This is a genomic window from Pseudoalteromonas sp. A41-2 (genome assembly GCF_015767615.1).
In the GTDB taxonomy this organism is placed as follows: domain Bacteria; phylum Pseudomonadota; class Gammaproteobacteria; order Enterobacterales; family Alteromonadaceae; genus Pseudoalteromonas; species Pseudoalteromonas lipolytica.
Genome location: NZ_CP065231.1, coordinates 2,442,829 through 2,459,962 on the forward strand (window position 1 = coordinate 2,442,829; position 17,134 = coordinate 2,459,962).

13 protein-coding genes are annotated in these 17,134 nt (G+C 43.1%); 7 read left to right on the forward strand and 6 right to left on the reverse strand.

Translation table 11 applies throughout. The annotated features are described in order from the left end of the window. Window positions 1–153 precede the first annotated feature (153 nt). Entirely contained in the window at window positions 154–1,152 is a 999-nt protein-coding gene (locus IT970_RS11085) for a helix-turn-helix transcriptional regulator (RefSeq protein WP_118844492.1), read from the reverse strand. Continuing rightward, window positions 1,136–2,053: a GGDEF domain-containing protein gene (locus IT970_RS11090; RefSeq protein ID WP_036966826.1), complete on the reverse strand. Its 918-nt coding sequence runs from the start codon at window positions 2,051–2,053 to the stop codon at window positions 1,136–1,138. The genes IT970_RS11085 and IT970_RS11090 overlap by 17 nt, the downstream gene beginning before the upstream one ends. 284 nt (window positions 2,054–2,337) lie before the next feature. On the opposite strand from IT970_RS11090, the gene IT970_RS11095 reads away from it, so the two are divergent. Together IT970_RS11095 and IT970_RS11100 are read left to right on the forward strand one after the other, a co-directional pair. Beyond that, the gene (locus IT970_RS11095) at window positions 2,338–4,638 is read left to right on the forward strand and encodes a TonB-dependent receptor plug domain-containing protein (protein ID WP_196857332.1); all 2,301 of its coding nucleotides are present in this window, start codon (window positions 2,338–2,340) and stop codon (window positions 4,636–4,638) included. Window positions 4,639–4,696: 58 nt separating this feature from the next. Further along, window positions 4,697–6,622 carry a phytase gene (locus IT970_RS11100; protein WP_074988991.1) on the forward strand — a complete coding sequence of 642 codons (1,926 nt, stop codon included), beginning with the start codon at window positions 4,697–4,699 and terminating at the stop codon, window positions 6,620–6,622. 78 nt (window positions 6,623–6,700) lie between these two features. Here IT970_RS11100 and IT970_RS11105 read toward each other — a convergent pair whose 3' ends face one another. The 3 genes from IT970_RS11105 to IT970_RS11120 all read right to left on the reverse strand — a co-directional run bounded on the left by IT970_RS11105 (window position 6,701) and on the right by IT970_RS11120 (window position 9,914). Beyond that, window positions 6,701–8,281, reverse strand: a complete 1,581-nt coding sequence (locus tag IT970_RS11105; RefSeq protein ID WP_230235390.1) for an L-lactate permease — start codon at window positions 8,279–8,281, stop codon at window positions 6,701–6,703. A gap of 78 nt (window positions 8,282–8,359) precedes the next feature. Further along, the gene (locus tag IT970_RS11110; RefSeq protein ID WP_196857333.1) at window positions 8,360–8,887 is read right to left on the reverse strand and encodes a YqaA family protein; all 528 of its coding nucleotides are present in this window, start codon (window positions 8,885–8,887) and stop codon (window positions 8,360–8,362) included. A 196-nt stretch (window positions 8,888–9,083) separates the two neighbouring features. Continuing rightward, window positions 9,084–9,914, reverse strand: coding sequence for a GGDEF domain-containing protein (locus tag IT970_RS11120; protein ID WP_196857334.1), 831 nt, complete (start codon window positions 9,912–9,914; stop codon window positions 9,084–9,086). A 236-nt stretch (window positions 9,915–10,150) separates the two neighbouring features. On the opposite strand from IT970_RS11120, the gene IT970_RS11125 reads away from it, so the two are divergent. Next, on the forward strand, window positions 10,151–11,383 hold the full coding sequence (locus tag IT970_RS11125; protein WP_036966811.1) for a TMEM143 family protein: 1,233 nt from the start codon (window positions 10,151–10,153) through the stop codon (window positions 11,381–11,383). An 80-nt stretch (window positions 11,384–11,463) separates the two neighbouring features. Continuing rightward, window positions 11,464–13,503: a S9 family peptidase gene (locus IT970_RS11130; RefSeq protein ID WP_065978598.1), complete on the forward strand. Its 2,040-nt coding sequence runs from the start codon at window positions 11,464–11,466 to the stop codon at window positions 13,501–13,503. A 35-nt stretch (window positions 13,504–13,538) separates the two neighbouring features. On the opposite strand, the gene IT970_RS11135 is transcribed toward IT970_RS11130, so the two are convergent. Then, window positions 13,539–14,669, reverse strand: a complete 1,131-nt coding sequence (locus IT970_RS11135) for an ROK family transcriptional regulator (protein WP_065978599.1) — start codon at window positions 14,667–14,669, stop codon at window positions 13,539–13,541. A gap of 153 nt (window positions 14,670–14,822) precedes the next feature. Here IT970_RS11135 and fucP point away from each other — a divergent pair, with 153 nt between their 5' ends. The 3 genes from fucP (at window position 14,823) to IT970_RS11150 (ending at window position 17,033) form a co-directional block, all read left to right on the forward strand. Next, a complete protein-coding gene (gene fucP, locus IT970_RS11140) occupies window positions 14,823–16,103 on the forward strand; it encodes an L-fucose:H+ symporter permease (RefSeq protein WP_036969114.1) in 1,281 nt (426 codons plus the stop codon). 151 nt (window positions 16,104–16,254) lie between these two features. Next, complete coding sequence (locus tag IT970_RS11145; protein WP_051501736.1) at window positions 16,255–16,656, forward strand: hypothetical protein; 402 nt, start codon at window positions 16,255–16,257, stop codon at window positions 16,654–16,656. Further along, window positions 16,653–17,033 carry a hypothetical protein gene (locus tag IT970_RS11150; RefSeq protein ID WP_036966804.1) on the forward strand — a complete coding sequence of 127 codons (381 nt, stop codon included), beginning with the start codon at window positions 16,653–16,655 and terminating at the stop codon, window positions 17,031–17,033. The genes IT970_RS11145 and IT970_RS11150 overlap by 4 nt, the downstream gene beginning before the upstream one ends. Window positions 17,034–17,134: the final 101 nt, after the last annotated feature.

Here is a 17,134-nt window from a genome sequence, read left to right on the forward strand (position 1 = left end):
AAGAGCTCGGTTAAATACATCAATAACAACAGTCTAACGCAGCTTTATTAAAATAACTGCCCCATCATTGATTTATTTTTCCTTGTATCATCTCAGTCATGTGCATTAACTTTTCGCTGTATACCTTATTAATCTTTATAACGAAATACCGGCTTATACCTTCAACTGACTTGGGGTAAGCCCAGTCCAGCGCTTAAACGCGCGCCTGAAATTAGCAATATCATAAAACGATAAGCGCATTGCGACCTGCTCATTACATTGTTCACGCATAGCCAGTAAGTATATGGCTTTGCGTTTACTTTGTTCTTCATACAACGCTGAAAAACGTACACCGTGAGCTTTTAACTTTCGCTTAAACGTCGCTGAGCTCATTGCAAACTGGCTTGCGACTTGTTCTAAATTAAGCGCTGGGTTTTGATAAATGACTCTGCTCACCGCTTCAACAAAGGTGCTGTTTGCTGTGTTTAATGTTGCCAATTGAGAGTTAACTTGTGAAAAGCGAAAACTACTAAAGGTAGGGTTTGTAAGCCTTAATGCTTGTTTGCTTAATACCCAGCGAGTAATGGGCTGTTCAAACGCAACGTTTAGCCCTAAATGTTGCTCATACTCTTGGCTGTGCCTTGCCCGTTTATAAGCGAAATCAAACTGACAAGGCACCCGCTCGCCAGCCACTTTTTTAAGCGTTTGATAAAATGCAGCACTGTAAATTTCGAGCACATATTGGCTCATTTCATCATCAAGACCCACAGCATTTTGCAACTCAATATAATACTGCTCGTTATGCACATAACTGTGGCTAAATAACAGCGGTGCAAGTTGCATACGCAAGGCGTTTAGTTGCTTAAGAGCTTGACCAATGCTCAAACTTTGCAAAACACCTTGGGCCACAACCGAGGTGTCATTAGCAAGTTGACTACCTAACAAAAAGCCACTGTCGGCCGATTTCATTAACAGCTTAAACTGCATCAATAAACGCAATTGCTGAGAGAGACTAAACTGATGCTGTACACTCATTAAGTCTTGCTCAAATACCCCTGTGCCTCTGAGTAATTTATGTAAACCAATACCGCGACTTAGAGCAAGCTCTACCAGAGTCGTAATCAGACCTTGCGCGGTTAGATACTTATCATCTTGATTAAGATACTGCTTCACAATGGCTGACTCTGTGTTGTTTTTGTTGTTGTAATGCGGCGTGTAAACGCGCGCTCAAACAGTGTGCTGTATCTCCTTGCTCACTGCCCACTAACGCAACGGTTGCATGCTGAAACTTCGCGTGTTTTTCGCCCTCAACCTTAAATGCGCAGTGACTCAGTGCCGAAGATATTTGTGCCACCAGCTCTTTGCCTTGTAACGCGGTGGTGTTTGGCATTAGCACCATAAAACAATCACCCGCATAGCGACATACCACATCAGTAAGACGACAATTCATTATCATAAGCTCACTGACTTCTCGCAGTAACCTGTCACCTTCGATAAAACCAAACTCGGCATTAAAATCGGCAAATCCACGAATATCAATGGCCGCAAGTTGCAACGGCTGCGACTCATTCAACTGCTCTTTTAACACCGTTTGTAAGTAATCGGCTTTATAAAGCCCAGTAATTGAGCACACTAATTCATGCTCACGGTGCATTGCTTCACGGCGCTTTAACTGACGATTAAGCACAAACTGCTCTTGGTGCCATTGATACAAACCTAGGCTTGTGAAAACCATACCAATGGGGGCAGGTAAAGACTCAATCAGACTTAGCCATGTATTTGTTGGCTGATGTAACCATTCATCAAATAAGTCCAGCGAGGCCGAAAACATAAAAAGACCAAGCCCTAACACTAAAAAGCAGGTGACTTTTCCGGGGGGTCTCGAAATGAGCAGTGCAAATATCCATGTTAGCGTCATCATCACAATGCCGCCCTCGCCGACAATATCCAGCCATGATATGTCGGCCAGCGCTTTTCGCTCTCCGTCATATGCACTGAGGATAAAAGCGCTCACAAATAGCGCTATAACCGCATTTGTTAAAAACCGGTGATGAATAAAAGGATTAAATCGCATGAAAGACACCTAACTATGAATCATGCTGCCATGCTAACCCGTTCGCATTTTTAGCAGCAGGGTCATATTAGCTCAATGATGTGACAGCAAAACGACACTCCCCCCTTTTTGATGACTTTAATCGCTGTATTTACCTTGATTAAGCGGGGTGATTACAGCTCAAAACGCTTTATAAACGCCTCTAATAGCTTGTTTTTAAAGGCTGCCAGTGGTTTTCTGTCACATTTGCGTCATTTAAGCTGGGTACTTTGCTCACCAAACCAAGGACAAGTAGGAGCAAATCCATGAAACAGTTTAAAACGAAGGCACTTGTAAGCGCCCTCGCCTTATGTCAATTCGGTGCCTTTGCACAAGAGTCAGACACCAACAATGAAAAGAAAGTAAAAGTATCAGAAGAGCTCGTTGTGTATGGTGAAATAGGTTATCGCAACCGTTCACAAGAGCTGGCCCCAACCCTTGAATACTCACAAGAGTACTTTCAACGTTTTGAGCCACTTACCGCTGGTGATGCTTTAAAACGTGTTCCTAGTGTGACATTTTTATCTGACGTATTAGAGTCAGATGGCGCCCGTATGCGTGGCTTGAGCCCGGCTTACACTAAAGTACTTATTAATGGTGAAGAAGTACCAGGGGCAGGCGCTGATCGCTCATTCTTTGTTGACCGCATTCCTGCTGAACTGATCGAGCGTGTAGAAATCATTCGCGCTTCAAGTGCTAATCGTTCTGCCGATGCAATTGCAGGAACCCTTAATATTGTTCTGCGTGATGGCTACAGCTTAGACGGTGGTTATATTCGTGCTGGCGGCCTGCGTTACGACGACGGCGAATTAAAAGAAAGCTTTGCAGGTGTGTACGGTACTGAATTTGCCGGTGGGCGTTTGTTACTTGGCGCAAACTTACAAGGACGCTATAACCCAAAACAAAAATCTAGCTTGCGGTATGGCGACAGCCCTGAAAACAACGAAAATTACAAAACTGAAGAATTTGATAACCGCGAAGATCAATCTGATATTCGCGATGGCGACGACACGTCACTGAATGCCAGTTACGAAATTGCCTTTGATAATGGCAGCAAGTTTGATATCAGTGCCATTTGGGTTGATACCGACCGGACTGAAGATGAACGCTCATTTGAATACGATGACCCAACAGCAACAAGTAACGCAATTGCAGAAGGCGGAAACCTCGAAACCGATAACGCCAATGTGTCTTTCATTGATCAAACTAACTACAACATTAACTCTGGGTACGAGTTACCGCTATTTGGTGGCACCAGTAAATTTAAAGTAGGTTATGCCCGCTTCGAAGAGTCGGTCTACGAGCAAGAGGTCGAAATTGATACCTCAGAACTCCCAATGGTGTTCGAAGAAGAGGAAGAAACCGTTGATATCGACGATAAAGAGTGGTCACTGCAATGGCAACATAGCCTATTTGCTGGTGAAAATAAAACCATTCAGTTTGGTGCATTTGTGCAAGGTAAAGAGCGTGATACAGCGGTTTATCAAGCAGAAGATGAAAATGAGCAAAGTTTTGCAAGTTGGGATCAATTTAGTCAAAACCCACTGTCACTTGCCGGCTTTAACAATGAATTTGAAGCCGCCGCGGGGGGTGTAAATAAGCTTAAAGAAGACCGTCTAGATGTATTCGCACTCATCAAACACGAAGACCAAGATTTCTCGTGGGAAATGGGGGTACGCTACGAAACAACCGACTCAACCATCACGGATAATGTCAATGATGTGACGGCGAAGAATGATTACGATTTTTTCTTACCATCGGCCCACTTACGCTACAACGTTTCTGAAAACGGCCGTGTTAGCGCCTCTGTGGCTCGTAGCTTACGTCGCCCAGATTTTGACTACATTACCCCTGCTCTGCTTGAAAAAGAGCTGGGTGATAACGACTTTTTAGGTAATCCAGACCTACAACCCGAATCATCGTGGGGGATGGATCTTGGCTACGAATACCGGTTAGGTAAAAGCGGTGTAGTGGGTGTTAACGTGTTCTACCGTGATGTAAGTGACTTAATTGAAGTTGCCAATACCAGCCAACAAGGTTCTGAAGGCGAAGGCACCTATATTTTGCAACCGCGCAACACCGGTGATGGTAATGTAAAAGGGATTGAGCTTGATTTATCAACACCTTTAACAGCCTTAAGTATGCCAAATACAGGGATTTTCTTTAACTATTCATGGCTTGACTCTGACGTTAATGACAATTTTGGTTCACGTAAGTTTAATGACCAATCTGACTACGTATTTAACGTTGGCTTTATTCAAGACTTACCAGATCTGGGCGCTTCATTTGGTGCCACATACCGTAAACAAGGCGATGCGTATGGCCGCATAGTGGGTGAAGAAGTAACAACACACTACGGAGCCGACCTTGAGGTATTCGTAGAAAAACGCTGGCAAGACATCACCCTACGATTAGTCGGCTCAAATTTGCTCGATGCAAGCAAAGACGAAACGTTCAACAAATTCGATACGCTTGATGATCAAGTCAACCGTGACTTTGACGAGTATGAGCTGGAGTCTGAAGAAGCAGGGCCTGTTATTCAATTAATGCTGCGTTACGCATTTTAATTTTAATAGACCGTTTTAAGGCAGCTCATTGCTGCCTTGTTTTATCTTGGGAAATCACATGAATATCACACAATCATTTAACCTTATCGCCAGTGCTATTTTGCTCAGTACAGTGGCGGCTTGTAGCCAAACAAACGCCCCTGTCGACAGTGCTAATCAGGTTCGCGCATTTGGACCCACTGAAAATGTACAAGGTTCACAAGCAGCAGCACTCACCAATAACACATGGTTAATAAGCTCAGAAAGCCAAGGGTTACAACTCATTGATGAAATGGGCAACAGCCATACTTTACAAAGCGGTAACTTTGAAACCTTGTCGGTGAAGGCGCTTGATAACGGCCACTACCTTGTCGCAAGTATTGACAATGAAACAGACCAAGCCGTTATATTTAAACTTCAAAAAGATGCCCAATGGCAATTAAAAACGTTAAGCAGAATTACGCCACCAAAAGCGAAACCCGAAGCGGTGTGTTTATTTTCAAACTCAACCACACACGCGGTGTCGGCGTTTGTGAGTGATGCGCGCGGCCTTATTCGCGAAACCTTGGTTTATGATGTCAAAAACAATCACCCTTTAAACCTTGAATTACGTGAATTTGCAGGAATAAGTGACACATCTGGCTGTGCGGTCGACGATCACAATAAAACCCTTTACTTAAGTGAGGGAGAGGTGGGTATTTGGCGAATTAATGCCGATGCCGAGTCGCGTGCAGATAAAACGCCTGTCGCACTTATGGCCCCATTTGGCAACTTGGTTCCTGAGATTGGCGGCTTAAGCACGACAAGCGATGGCAGCCTGTGGTTTACAACCACTGAAGATAACACGCTACATCGCTATGAGAGCAAAGATAAACGCTTCAGCAGCTGGCAATTTGCAGGTGACTTAGCACTCGAATCAGCAGCGGTCCACTTTAACAACACCAAAGCTGATATTGTTTTTTACGATGATGAATCGGGGCATTATGTAAAAGGCTTCATCAACACGCCGTATCAAGAACAGGTAAAACCTACCAAACAGGCGGTCACTTACATTACCGCACAAGCGCAAACAGATGCTGTGCGAGCTTTTGGAGACGCCGCTGACGATCCTGCAATATGGATCAACACACATGATAAAGCGCACAGCTTAATTCTTGGCACTGATAAACGCCGCGGTTTAATGGTGTATAACCTTGCAGGGAACGAGCTTCAAGCATTAGAAACGGGCCGTTTAAATAACGTTGATGTACGCCAGAATAATAGCATTGATAACCCAGCCCATACGTGGATCACCGGCAGTAACCGCACTCATAACAGTATCAGTGTGTATACCGTTGATACACAAAACAAGGTGCAACACTTAGCCGAATTGCCAACCACACTGACTGAGATTTACGGTATGTGTATGTATTCATCATCCACGGGTAACTACGTGTTCATGAATGATAAATCGGGGCTATTTCAACAGTACAAATTAACCGGTAACGCCACCTCAGTTAATGCCAAGCTGGTGCGAGAATTTAATGTACCGAGCCAACCAGAGGGTTGCAGCGCGGATGATAAAACCGGGGAACTCTTTTTAGGTGAAGAAGACGAAGGTATTTGGTTTATTGGCGCTGAACCAACAGCAGGCACACAGCCCGTGATGTTACAAACAATCAACGACATGTTGGTTGATGACATAGAAGGCATGGAAATTTATCACGCCACAGATACGCGTTATTTAGTCGTGTCTAGTCAAGGAGATAACAGCTATGTGCTGTATAAAATCATCGACGGCAACGTGCCACGCCTTGAATTTGCTGGTAAATTCGCAATTAGTAATAACCTTGAACGTGCCATTGACGGCGTTTCAGAAACCGACGGATTAACGGTCACAGCAACCCCTCTGCCGGGCTATCCTGAAGGAGTGTTAATTGTGCAAGATGGCTATAACCGCATGCCACAAGCACCGCAAAACTTTAAGATTATTGACTGGCGTGAAGTGAAAAAAGCGCTGAAATAACCGCTAAAGTGACTCCGCTAAGGTGTTGGGCTTATCTCAACACCTTTTTTATTAAGTAAGGCGACCTGTGGCATTACCTTAGCGATAAAACAGGTAACTAAAACAGCCCACCAGCGCCCCATAAATCAGCATTGGGAAAAAGGTTTTTTTAAGCACGGGGCCTTCTTGATTGTTCACCCCAACAATACTGGCCACAGCAATAATGTTGCTGATACAAATCATGTTGCCCATTGCCGCTCCTGTCGATTGAAGAGCCAGCACTAAGGTTTCTGATAACCCAACCTGTTGGGCAATACCATATTGAATCCCCCCAAAAGTAAGATTAGACACTGTCGCAGACCCCGAAAAAAACGTACCTAGCGCACCAAGGTATGATGCAAATAACACCCAATGCTCACCGGTTAAATTAGCAAACGTATTGGCGATATAAAATATCGGCGCCTTATGCCCTCCTTGCATTAACACATTCACCATCACTAACGCGCCAATTAATGCCACACAAGGCAATGCAATTCGGCTTAAGGTGTCATGAACCATGTGCGACACCTGCTTTTTATTCATCTTAAGCAGCGGAACACTCACCAATACCACCAACACAAACGGGATCAGTGCTGGCACAAACAAGGTTTTATATGACCAACTAACGGCTGTACCGAACAGCTCATGCAACGATATTATCAGTGCTTTACTGAGCTCAAATTGGGCAAATCCTAAATGAATACTCAACCAAACGGTTTCATCATTTAAAAGTGCTTTAATACCTAACTGATGAATACGCGTCAGCACAAGCACCAAAATCAATAACACAAGCGGAAAAAAAGCCAAGAATAACGCCTTGCCATCTATTGGCTTATTAGAGACGGGGGGCTGTTGTGACTTAACCAGTCCAATGCCCTTTTTTGCCAAAAATATAGTCACCAATAACCCCACTGCTCCGCCAATGAGTGATGGAAACTCGTAATTCCACTGCGCAAACAACCAATAAGGTAAAACACATGACAGCACACTTAAATAAACAAAAACGCTGTTTTTGCGCACCGTGTGAAAAGGCAATACTAAACACAGCGCAATCATGGGTATCACCAAAGCGGCAACCACATGACACAGCGCTGTCCACTGAGAGATAGCCAACACCTGTTGCTCGTTTAACGAAAGTGCCGAAAAACCAAACCACGTTGGCGTTCCCACAGCCCCAAACGACACAGGAATCGAGTTTAAAATAAGCGTAAACACAATCACTTTAAAAGGCGAAAAGCCAAGCCCGACTAAAATAGGTGCCGCAATTGCCGCGGGGGTGCCAAACCCCGACGCGCCTTCGAGCATAAATGCAAACGCCCACCCTATAATCATTAACTGCGCAACGTGATTACCGCTAATCGACTCTAACCAATGCTTAATCGTGGTTTCACCACCCGACACCGCTAACATTCGATTAAGTAAAATTGCCCCGGCGATAATTGAAATAGGAGTCAGTACCGACAACATGCCCATAAAGGAGTTGGCGAGGAGTAAACGAGGATCGGCTTGAAAATAAAGTAACTGAAGCAGCACACCAGCCAATGCCGACACAGGGAGTGCAACATAAGAAGGCACGGGACTGCGCTTAACCATCATCCATATGAGTAAAAAAATGGGCAACGCAGCCACAAAGGTATTCATGATATATCCTGTCTATAATTAGCGTCCATTACCCGCTAAGTATAGACAGAATAACTAAATTTATAGGCACGAAATAAATTAAATCAGCGTACTTAACCACCAAAGTAGTAACACTAAAATCGACAGCCCTACCAATGCTTTGGTTTTATGCTTTTGAATAATGCGTTCAGCATGATTACCTGCGTAATACACCACAAGCGCTAAACCAAAATATCGAATAGAGCGTGCTATCACGGTCGCAAGTAAAAACAGCACCAACGAAAACTTTGTTGCCCCCGCGGCTAACATCGCAATTTGAAACGGAATGGGGATAATGCCAAGACTCAACACAAACCAAAATCCTTGCCCTTGCATCTTTTGTTTTACTTGCTCGAATTGCTCAGGGTTTGAAAAGGTATTGATAACCCAATCCCCAACTACATCAAATAAGTAATACCCTAACGCATAGCCAAATACAGCACCGATAATACACCCGACTGTCGCCATCAGCGCAATTAACCACAACTTTTCGCGGCGCGCTTGCATAAGTGGCACAAGCACCGCTTCAAGAGGTATGGGCACAATAGTCGATTCTAAAAACGAGGCGATCGTGATTGATCTCAGCATATGTTTAGAATCAACAAACTGCCGTGTTTTTTGCTTAAGCTTTTTTTGCTATACCCATCATTTATCCTTAACAATCGTGTTGCTTTTAAGGTTACAGCAAAAATGATTAACCGTCGCTTACGGTGCGTGGATATAGCGGCTACGTCCTTGATTTTTAGCTTGATACAACGCCTGATCGGCTCGTTTCATGGTGCTGCTAAAGGTTTCGGTTGCTCTTTTTTATCGCTGATCCCGCACTGACACTGAGCGTTTTACCGGGTGAAATCATCACATTATTTGCTAAACCTAATAACTGCTCACATATCGTTTGCACCACATTGAGATCATCTGTGGGAATATAAAGCGCAAACTCTTCTCCCCCTATGCGGGCAAATAAAATACTCGGATCAAGCTGTTGTCGGCACTGATAAACAAAGTCGATCAAGACTTGATCGCCCACATCATGACCGTGTTCATCATTAATTGCTTTAAAGTGATCAATATCGATAATAACTAAGCTGTGTGTTTTGGTTTGGTTTAACTGTACAAAATGGTAAAAATAGCGGCGGTTATAGGCTTTGGTGAGTACATCTGTTTTAAGCTCTTCAGCTAAGTTTTTGTGCGCTTTTGCTAAGTCTGACAAAGCCAAAAACAACCCAAAGCTGGTGACTAACATGCCAATTGTTCTAAACATGTCTTCGATATAAATACCAATCCATACCGGTTGATAAACCAGCTCATCAAGAAAGTCGAAGGTTAAGCCAATACTCCATAAATAGATCCCACTGCTCAAAAATAAGTAACTTAACTTAGCAACCGCCGACGTTTGTACAAATGAAAAGATAAAAATTAGGATCAATAAATTAATCACATCAGAGAGTACGCCATTTATATAAATATTGACTTCTAGACGATTAAAAATTGATAAATAACCCACCACAATACACAACAGAGTTACAATAAAGAAGCTAATAAATAATTGCTTCAAAAGTATCGGGGCAGGAGCAGAATTAGCACTCCCCTCAAGAGGAATCATCGTCTCATTCATAGGCATAACTACAATTTACAGCAAGTGAACAAACAGTATCAAAGGGTAAATAGATGTACAGAAAATTACACTCTGTTCACCTAAAAACCAGCATTTGGGCTGGAGTAATTAATCTAAAAACAAGACATAAGGGGTAATAAAATTACCCAAATTAGTACCATAGGATATAAGGTGTCGCATTCAAGCCGATATTTTCTTATTATCTGTGCCATCACTAACGACTCATACCCAATGTAATGACTAACGCACGTTTTATTCCCTTTCGAAAGCACGACATTATCACCCTATGCAATGATTATTTAGATGCGCAACACCGTGCCTCATTTCTAGAGTTTTGCAGCTTATTGCAAAGTGTTATTCATTATCAGTATCACGGCTTGCTTGAGTCATTAAAAAATAGCTATGCGCCATTTGATCCTAACTCAGACACTCGCTCACTCACGTCGATTAATGAAGAGGCGCGCAGAAAGTACCAAAACGAATTTGCTAAGCACTTTGCCACAGTGCTCAATGCCGCTAATTTTGAAACCATCACGACTCAAGACTTACAAGAGGCATTAACCGAAGAGTCTTTGTTTAAAGTGCGTTTAGAAGTCGAGTTTGATGACTTCGCTGAAGTGGTGTTTTATCGCAGAGGCGAATCACAAAAAACCGAAACGTTACGCACCTGGTGGGGGCTGAAAAAAAAGCACATATCGTTTACTAATTACGATCGGGTTGCGGTTTTTATCCGCTTTAAAGACCAACAATACTTTATCGATAAAGGCCGCATGCCAGTGGGTTTTGAGCCTAGTTCAACAATCGTCAAATTGTTTCAAAACGTCCCCAAAGCCGATTTAGAAATGCTGTTTCCAAACAGCGAAGTAAAAATGCGCCCCATTGATAAACTCATTATTGGCTCATCAGCCCTTATCGGGGGAGCCGTGGTGCTTGTTACTAAGCTTGGCGCATCAATTTTACTGTTAATTGCCATGCTTGCATTTTGGGGTGGCTGGCGCAGTGAAGAAGTGCATATGAGCCAACAGCACTTTATCACCTTTGCCATTGGTATGGGGGTGTTCGGCAGTTTTATCTTTAAAGAGTGGAGTAAATTTAAAAACCGTAAAATTCGCTTTATGAAAGCCTTAGCCGATAACCTGTACTTTAAAAACCTCGATAATAATGCAGGCGTGTTTCATACCTTGGTCGATGCGGCCGAAGAAGAAGACGTAAAAGAAGCACTCCTAGCCTATACCTTTTTACTGCACGCAAACGCAGCCATGACTGCCAAGCAACTCGATGACACCATTGAAACTTGGTTTAGCAACAATCACCACTGCACTGTTGATTTTGAAATAGACGATGCAATTAATAAACTAGTCAATCTTGAATTGGTCAGTGAAAACAAGGGTCAATACCTTGCCGTTGATTTAAAAACAGCAAAACAACGCTTAGATAAACGCTGGGATGCGTTTTTCAACTTCAGTTAGTGCTGCTTTATCTCATTGTCCTTGCGTGATTTATGGTCAGCTTTTAGGATGAAATTTTACGGCTAAAAAAAGACGCTAACATGCAATTAAAAAAACACATCATTATTGGGGCCAGTTTGCTGTGTGCTGCAACAACAGCGCAGGTTTACGCGAACGACAAATTTGTTTCTGAGGATATTTTCCAACTTGAATACGCGGGCGACCCGCAAATAAGCCCTGACGGTAAAAAAATCGTTTATGTGCGAAGTGGCTACGACATCATGAAAGATGGTAACAAACGCAGCTTTTGGCTTTACGATTTAAAATCAGGGCAACACACTCCACTTTTTTCTGATGAGCACAATTACAGTCAGCCAACGTGGTCGCCAGACAGCCAAAAAATTGCGTTCACCAGTAATAAAAGTGGCTCAAACCAATTACACGTTTACTGGTTAGCACAAGACAAACAAGCACTGTTAACGCAATTACCAAAATCAGTAGGCGACTTAACGTGGTCACATGACGCTGAGCACATTGCTTTTACAATGAGCATTCCTGAAGGTAAATCGGCGTTTGCGAAATCGGTTAAGTTACCAAAAAAACCGAAAGGTGCCGATTGGTCAAAACCGGTCAAAGTAATTGAAAAAGCGCGTTACCAAGCCGACGGTGCCGGTTTCTTAGAACCCGCTTATCGCCATGTATTTGTGATTCCTGTTTCGGGTGGCACACCCCGCCAATTAACGTCGGGCAATTACCAACACCGCGGTCCATTAGCATGGGATCCAACCAATACCAAAGTCGTCTTTTCTTCAGACCGCCATGACGAGTGGGAGTACCGCACCACTGAATCAGATTTATACGAAATAAATGTAAAAACGGGTGAACTTACGCAATTAACAGACCTTCCGGGTCGTGAAAGTAACCCTCATTACGCTAAAGATGCAGACGAGCTGGCCTTTATTGCCCGCGATAACGCACCCGTGCCTTACATAAACTCGACACTGTCGGTGCTTGACTTAGATGATAAGTCAGTAAAACACCTAACAGAAAAGCTGGATCGTTCAGTGGCCGACTTCAAATGGTTTGGTGATGGCGATTTTGTTATTCAGTATGATGACTTCGGTAAGCGCAAGCTTGCTAAAGTATCAAGCCGCGGTAAAGTCACCGATTTAACCGACACGGTCTCAGGCACCTCAATAGGTCGCCCATATGTCAGTGGTAGCTTTAGCATGGCACGCAATGGTGCCATTGCCTACACGACCGGCAGTGAATACCGCCCTGCTGATTTAGGTTACTTGTACAAAGGCAAAAACAAAACGTTAACCTCGTTAAACGAAGACGTTTTAGGCCACAAAAAACTGGGCAAAGTGCACGAACTGAATGTGAAATCACAATTTGATGGTCAAGCAATTCAAGGCTGGTACATCACACCGCCCGACTTTGACGAAAGCAAACAGTACCCACTGATGGTTGAAATTCACGGTGGTCCTCATTTAGCCTATGGCCCAAGTTTTACAGCCGAACTGCAACGCTATGCTGCTGAAGGTTATGTGGTTGTGTATGTAAATTACCGTGGTTCAACTAGTTACGGTAAAGACTTTGCCTTACTTCTTGATGGTAAATACAGCTCAAAAGAAGACTTTGCCGATCATAATACCGCCGTGGATGCCATGATTGAAAAAGGCTTTATTGATAAAGACAACTTGTTCATTGCTGGTGGTTCAGCAGGCGGCATTGCAACGGCGTATGCGGTGGGTTTAACAAATCGCTTTAATGCGGCTGCTATCACAAAACCGGTTATCAACTGGTTAAGTAAAACGCTAACAGCCGACAGCTACATTGGTCAAATTCGTAACCAATTCCCAGGAATGCCGTGGGATAATGTTGAACACTATTGGCAACGCTCGCCTCTGTCTTTAGTGGGAAATGTGACAACACCTTCACTGATCATGACTGGCGAAGAAGACCGCCGTACACCGATTTCTGAATCGGAGCAATTCTATCAAGCTTTAAAACTACGCAAGGTCGATACTGTGCTAATACGTGTTCCGGGTTCACCGCATGGTATTGCGGGTCGTCCATCACGCATGATTTCTAAAATTGAATACACGCTCGCGTGGTTTAATCAATATAAGAAATAATCATTTTGAGCAGTAATGGGGTGACTCATTGCTGCTCAAAAATAATGATGACTAAGCGCAAGTTGAGCACTGCCTATTGACTGCGCTTTTTCACCACAGACCCCAACACTAACGTCACACAGACGCAGCCCTCTGCTGTCTAAGCGTGCAAATGCTTCAAGTGTTAATTGCCTTACAACATCCAATGCGTCTTTTGGTAACGGTGAGTCGATAACAACAGCCTGCATATCTAATAAACTTAAACTGTGATGCATTGCCACACTTATCGCCTCAGCCGCCTTTTTAAGCCAAGGTAGTATCAGGGCATAATGTTCTTTAAATTGACTATCTGTAAGCTGATACACCGATAAATTTAACTGTGCAGCGTCAAACTGTTTTTGTAATTCTAGCAACGAGCATAACGTAAGCAACTGTTCATGCTGAGCATTTAACATTGAACCGATTGCGCCCGCGTTGCCACTTTTACCCTCAAGAAGCTGGCGGTTAATCACGACCGCGCCACCTAAAAACGCACCCAAATAAACATATAAAAAATCACTGTAATTTTGACGATTACCTAGGCTAAGCTCTGCGCAGCACGCCGCATTATTGTCATTACTGATGTAAACGGGTAGCTCAAATTCAGTTTCTAGATACGTTTTTAAATCGAAATGTTGCCATTCAAGTAATTGCGCTTGTTGCTCAGGATTCTCAGCATGCCAATGCCAAATATCAAAAGGCATTGCCACTCCTAAACCACATACTCGCGTGCTTAAGTCACAGCCTAACTCTCGCAATAGCTGTGGGATATTGGTTTTCAAAAAAGCCTTGAGTTCGTCAATGTTAGGCACATTGACCTCAACGGATACACTGGCTCTTTGCGTGCTTTGTAAATCAATTACAATCAAATCAAAACGTCGGCGTCCAATCTTTAAACCAAAGCTAAAAGCGCCATCGGGATTCAGCCGAAAAGGTACACTTGGCTGCCCTACTCGCCCTTTTACAGGGGCATCACGAAGCAATAATTTATCTTCTTCCAACTTATTAATATTCACCGTAGCAGCTTGTGCAGATAACGAGAGCGCTTTCGCTATTTGTGCTTTGGGCAGCGTTTCACATTGCCTAATCAAGCTCAAAATAGCTCGTTCATTATTACTTCGCCTTGTCGGCAATAAACTACGCTTCATAGCATCCTTCTTAATACGGTTAAAGACCCACCTATTAGACCTTTTTGCCATACTATCCGCTAGTTAAAATAATAAATCAACTATGTTGATTTATTATCTGGAGTCGTGAATACTATCGGCCACAACAATATGAACACAACAATCTGGTGATCTATGCCAACACAATCAGCTATTGTATCGCGCCAAATGCTATGGCCATTTATCTTGCTCGCCACCTGTTTCGCTGCATGGGGTACAGCAGCAAACATGACCGATCCTTTAGTAAAGGTTTTCAGTAAAACGTTTTCGATGAGTGCGCTGCAATCAGCATTGGTGCAATTTAGTTACTATGGCGCTTATTTTTGCTTAGCGTTGCCTGCGGCTCTAATTAATCGTCGTTTTAATTACAAAACAGGTCTGCTGGTTGGTTTAGCCATGGCCGCATGTGGCGCGTTGTTGTTTTATCCGGCGAGCCAAACAATGCTATACAGCCACTTTTTACTTGCTTTATTTATTCTGGCTGGCGGATTATCTATTTTAGAAACCTCTGCAAATCCTTATGTAATGCAGCTAGGGTGCGAAAAATCGGCCACTCGCCGCCTAAATTTGGCGCAAGCATTCAACCCAGTGGGCACCAATATCGGTGTATTTCTGGCCGCCACGTTAATTTTACCCAGTTTAAATCAGGCCGATAACGCACACCGAGCACTCATGAGTGAAAGCCAATTAAAGGCGATTGTGAGCAGTGAGCTCAGTGCAGTGATGGTGCCTTACGTGGGGATGGCGGGCTGTTTAATCTTATTATGGCTGTGTATCTTTTTTAGTAAATCTCCTAAAACAATAACGCACACCCACACTCCATCACGTAATTTAACAAGCGCTTTTAAAACCTTATATCAAAATAAGCATTATCGTTTTGGTGTTGTTGCGCAGTTTTTTAACGTTGGAGCGCAAACATGTGTCTGGACCTACACTATTGGTTACACCATGGAGGCACTCACAACAAATGAAGTCACTGGGGGTCAAGTGCTACAGTATTCGATGCTCGTCTTTTTAATTTCTAGGTTTATTATGACGTGGCTCATGCGTTTTTTGAGTGGCGCTAAATTACTGCGGATTATGGCTTTAGTCGCAGCTGCACTGTGTGTTTTGGTTATCACTCAAGTTAATTTACTGGGAGTGGTGGCACTTGTGAGTATTTCTGGCTGCTTATCGCTTATGTTTCCGACTATTTATGGCACGGCACTCGAGGGACTCGGCGATGATGCAAAAATTGGCGCTGCAGGATTAGTAATGGCGATTCTAGGGGGCGCATTTTTACCGTTACTCCAAGCAACATTAATTGATACATTGGATACGGCCAGCTCATTTATTATTCCTCTTCTGTGCTTTTTAATTGTCTCTCTTTATGGCCACCATACTCGGGGCACCAAAAATACACATAAACACGAATAAGTAGTAACAATACGATATAAAAAATAAGGCGCTGAGCGTAAATCAGTGCCTTATCGTATTGTACTTTATGAGTATAAAATGTGAAAATTAGCGCCTTTATAACTACCTAAAAGTAAGTATGAAATCGCTTAAGTCCGCTTTACAACCCCACATGTCTAAACTGTGCACTCAGCGCATTTCATATCACTTCAGCTTTTTTTTAGTTAAGTATATTTGTTTCTTTTGTGGCTGCTTTTTAAGCTTCATTTTGCACGATAAATTCACTGTTCCCATTGTAGTGGCCGCAGCTGGGACTGGGTTAATTGGCACCTTTATTCCTTTTTCACGCGTGTATAAATCTCACCCCTATGCAGCTATTTATGCGGGCAGCTTTGCAGGTATGTGCTCATCAAGTTTAATTAATAATTACTGGGAACTGGGTTTAATTTCATTTTTTGGTGCGAGCTTATATGTCATGACAATGAATCTTTTTGCTGGTTTTGGTGGTCGCTTAGGCAGTGTCGCATTTGCCAGTGTGGCTCTTTACATGTTTACGAAAAGTGCGTTTTTATGAACCTCTCGATTACTTTACTGTCAATATTTGCCGCATTTGGCACCTATCTTCTTGCACAACAAAATCGCTTTGACGGCATCCGCGCCTCGGCCTCGTTAACAATTATTGCTTACTGTGTGATGGTTTATATCACCCCTCACGCTGATTTATACAGTGTGGCGTTTTTTGGCGGCACTTTTATTGGCATGAGTGCCCCTAAACGCTTTGGTATTTTTACCATTACCATTGCAGCCTTACTTTTTTCTCTTCTTTTTGAGTATCTTGTGCCACTTTTAAATGGCTATGGTGGGGCTTTGGGGATCAGTGCATTTCTCGCCGTGTGTCTGTGCCATATTGGTATATTGCTGGGTGCTCCACGCAGTAAAAAACCACATTAGTTTTTCACTTTATGCTGCAACAAGCACGCTTATTCTTACACGCATTCACACCAACACTTTAACCTTATTAATTAAAAAATTATTAAGATTAAAACACTGCT

Bases quoted from the DNA above. Each gene is read 5' to 3' on its own strand.
- IT970_RS11090 (WP_036966826.1), bottom strand. From the start codon at position 2,053: ATGCGATTTAATCCTTTTATTCATCACCGGTTTTTAACAAATGCGGTT.
- IT970_RS11095 (WP_196857332.1), top strand. From the start codon at position 2,338: ATGAAACAGTTTAAAACGAAGGCACTTGTAAGCGCCCTCGCCTTATGT.
- IT970_RS11100 (WP_074988991.1), top strand. From the start codon at position 4,697: ATGAATATCACACAATCATTTAACCTTATCGCCAGTGCTATTTTGCTC.
- IT970_RS11105 (WP_230235390.1), bottom strand. From the start codon at position 8,281: ATGAATACCTTTGTGGCTGCGTTGCCCATTTTTTTACTCATATGGATG.
- IT970_RS11110 (WP_196857333.1), bottom strand. From the start codon at position 8,887: ATGCTGAGATCAATCACGATCGCCTCGTTTTTAGAATCGACTATTGTG.
- IT970_RS11120 (WP_196857334.1), bottom strand. From the start codon at position 9,914: ATGAATGAGACGATGATTCCTCTTGAGGGGAGTGCTAATTCTGCTCCT.
- IT970_RS11125 (WP_036966811.1), top strand. From the start codon at position 10,151: ATGACTAACGCACGTTTTATTCCCTTTCGAAAGCACGACATTATCACC.
- IT970_RS11130 (WP_065978598.1), top strand. From the start codon at position 11,464: ATGCAATTAAAAAAACACATCATTATTGGGGCCAGTTTGCTGTGTGCT.
- IT970_RS11135 (WP_065978599.1), bottom strand. From the start codon at position 14,669: ATGAAGCGTAGTTTATTGCCGACAAGGCGAAGTAATAATGAACGAGCT.
- fucP (WP_036969114.1), top strand. From the start codon at position 14,823: ATGCCAACACAATCAGCTATTGTATCGCGCCAAATGCTATGGCCATTT.
- IT970_RS11145 (WP_051501736.1), top strand. From the start codon at position 16,255: ATGTCTAAACTGTGCACTCAGCGCATTTCATATCACTTCAGCTTTTTT.
- IT970_RS11150 (WP_036966804.1), top strand. From the start codon at position 16,653: ATGAACCTCTCGATTACTTTACTGTCAATATTTGCCGCATTTGGCACC.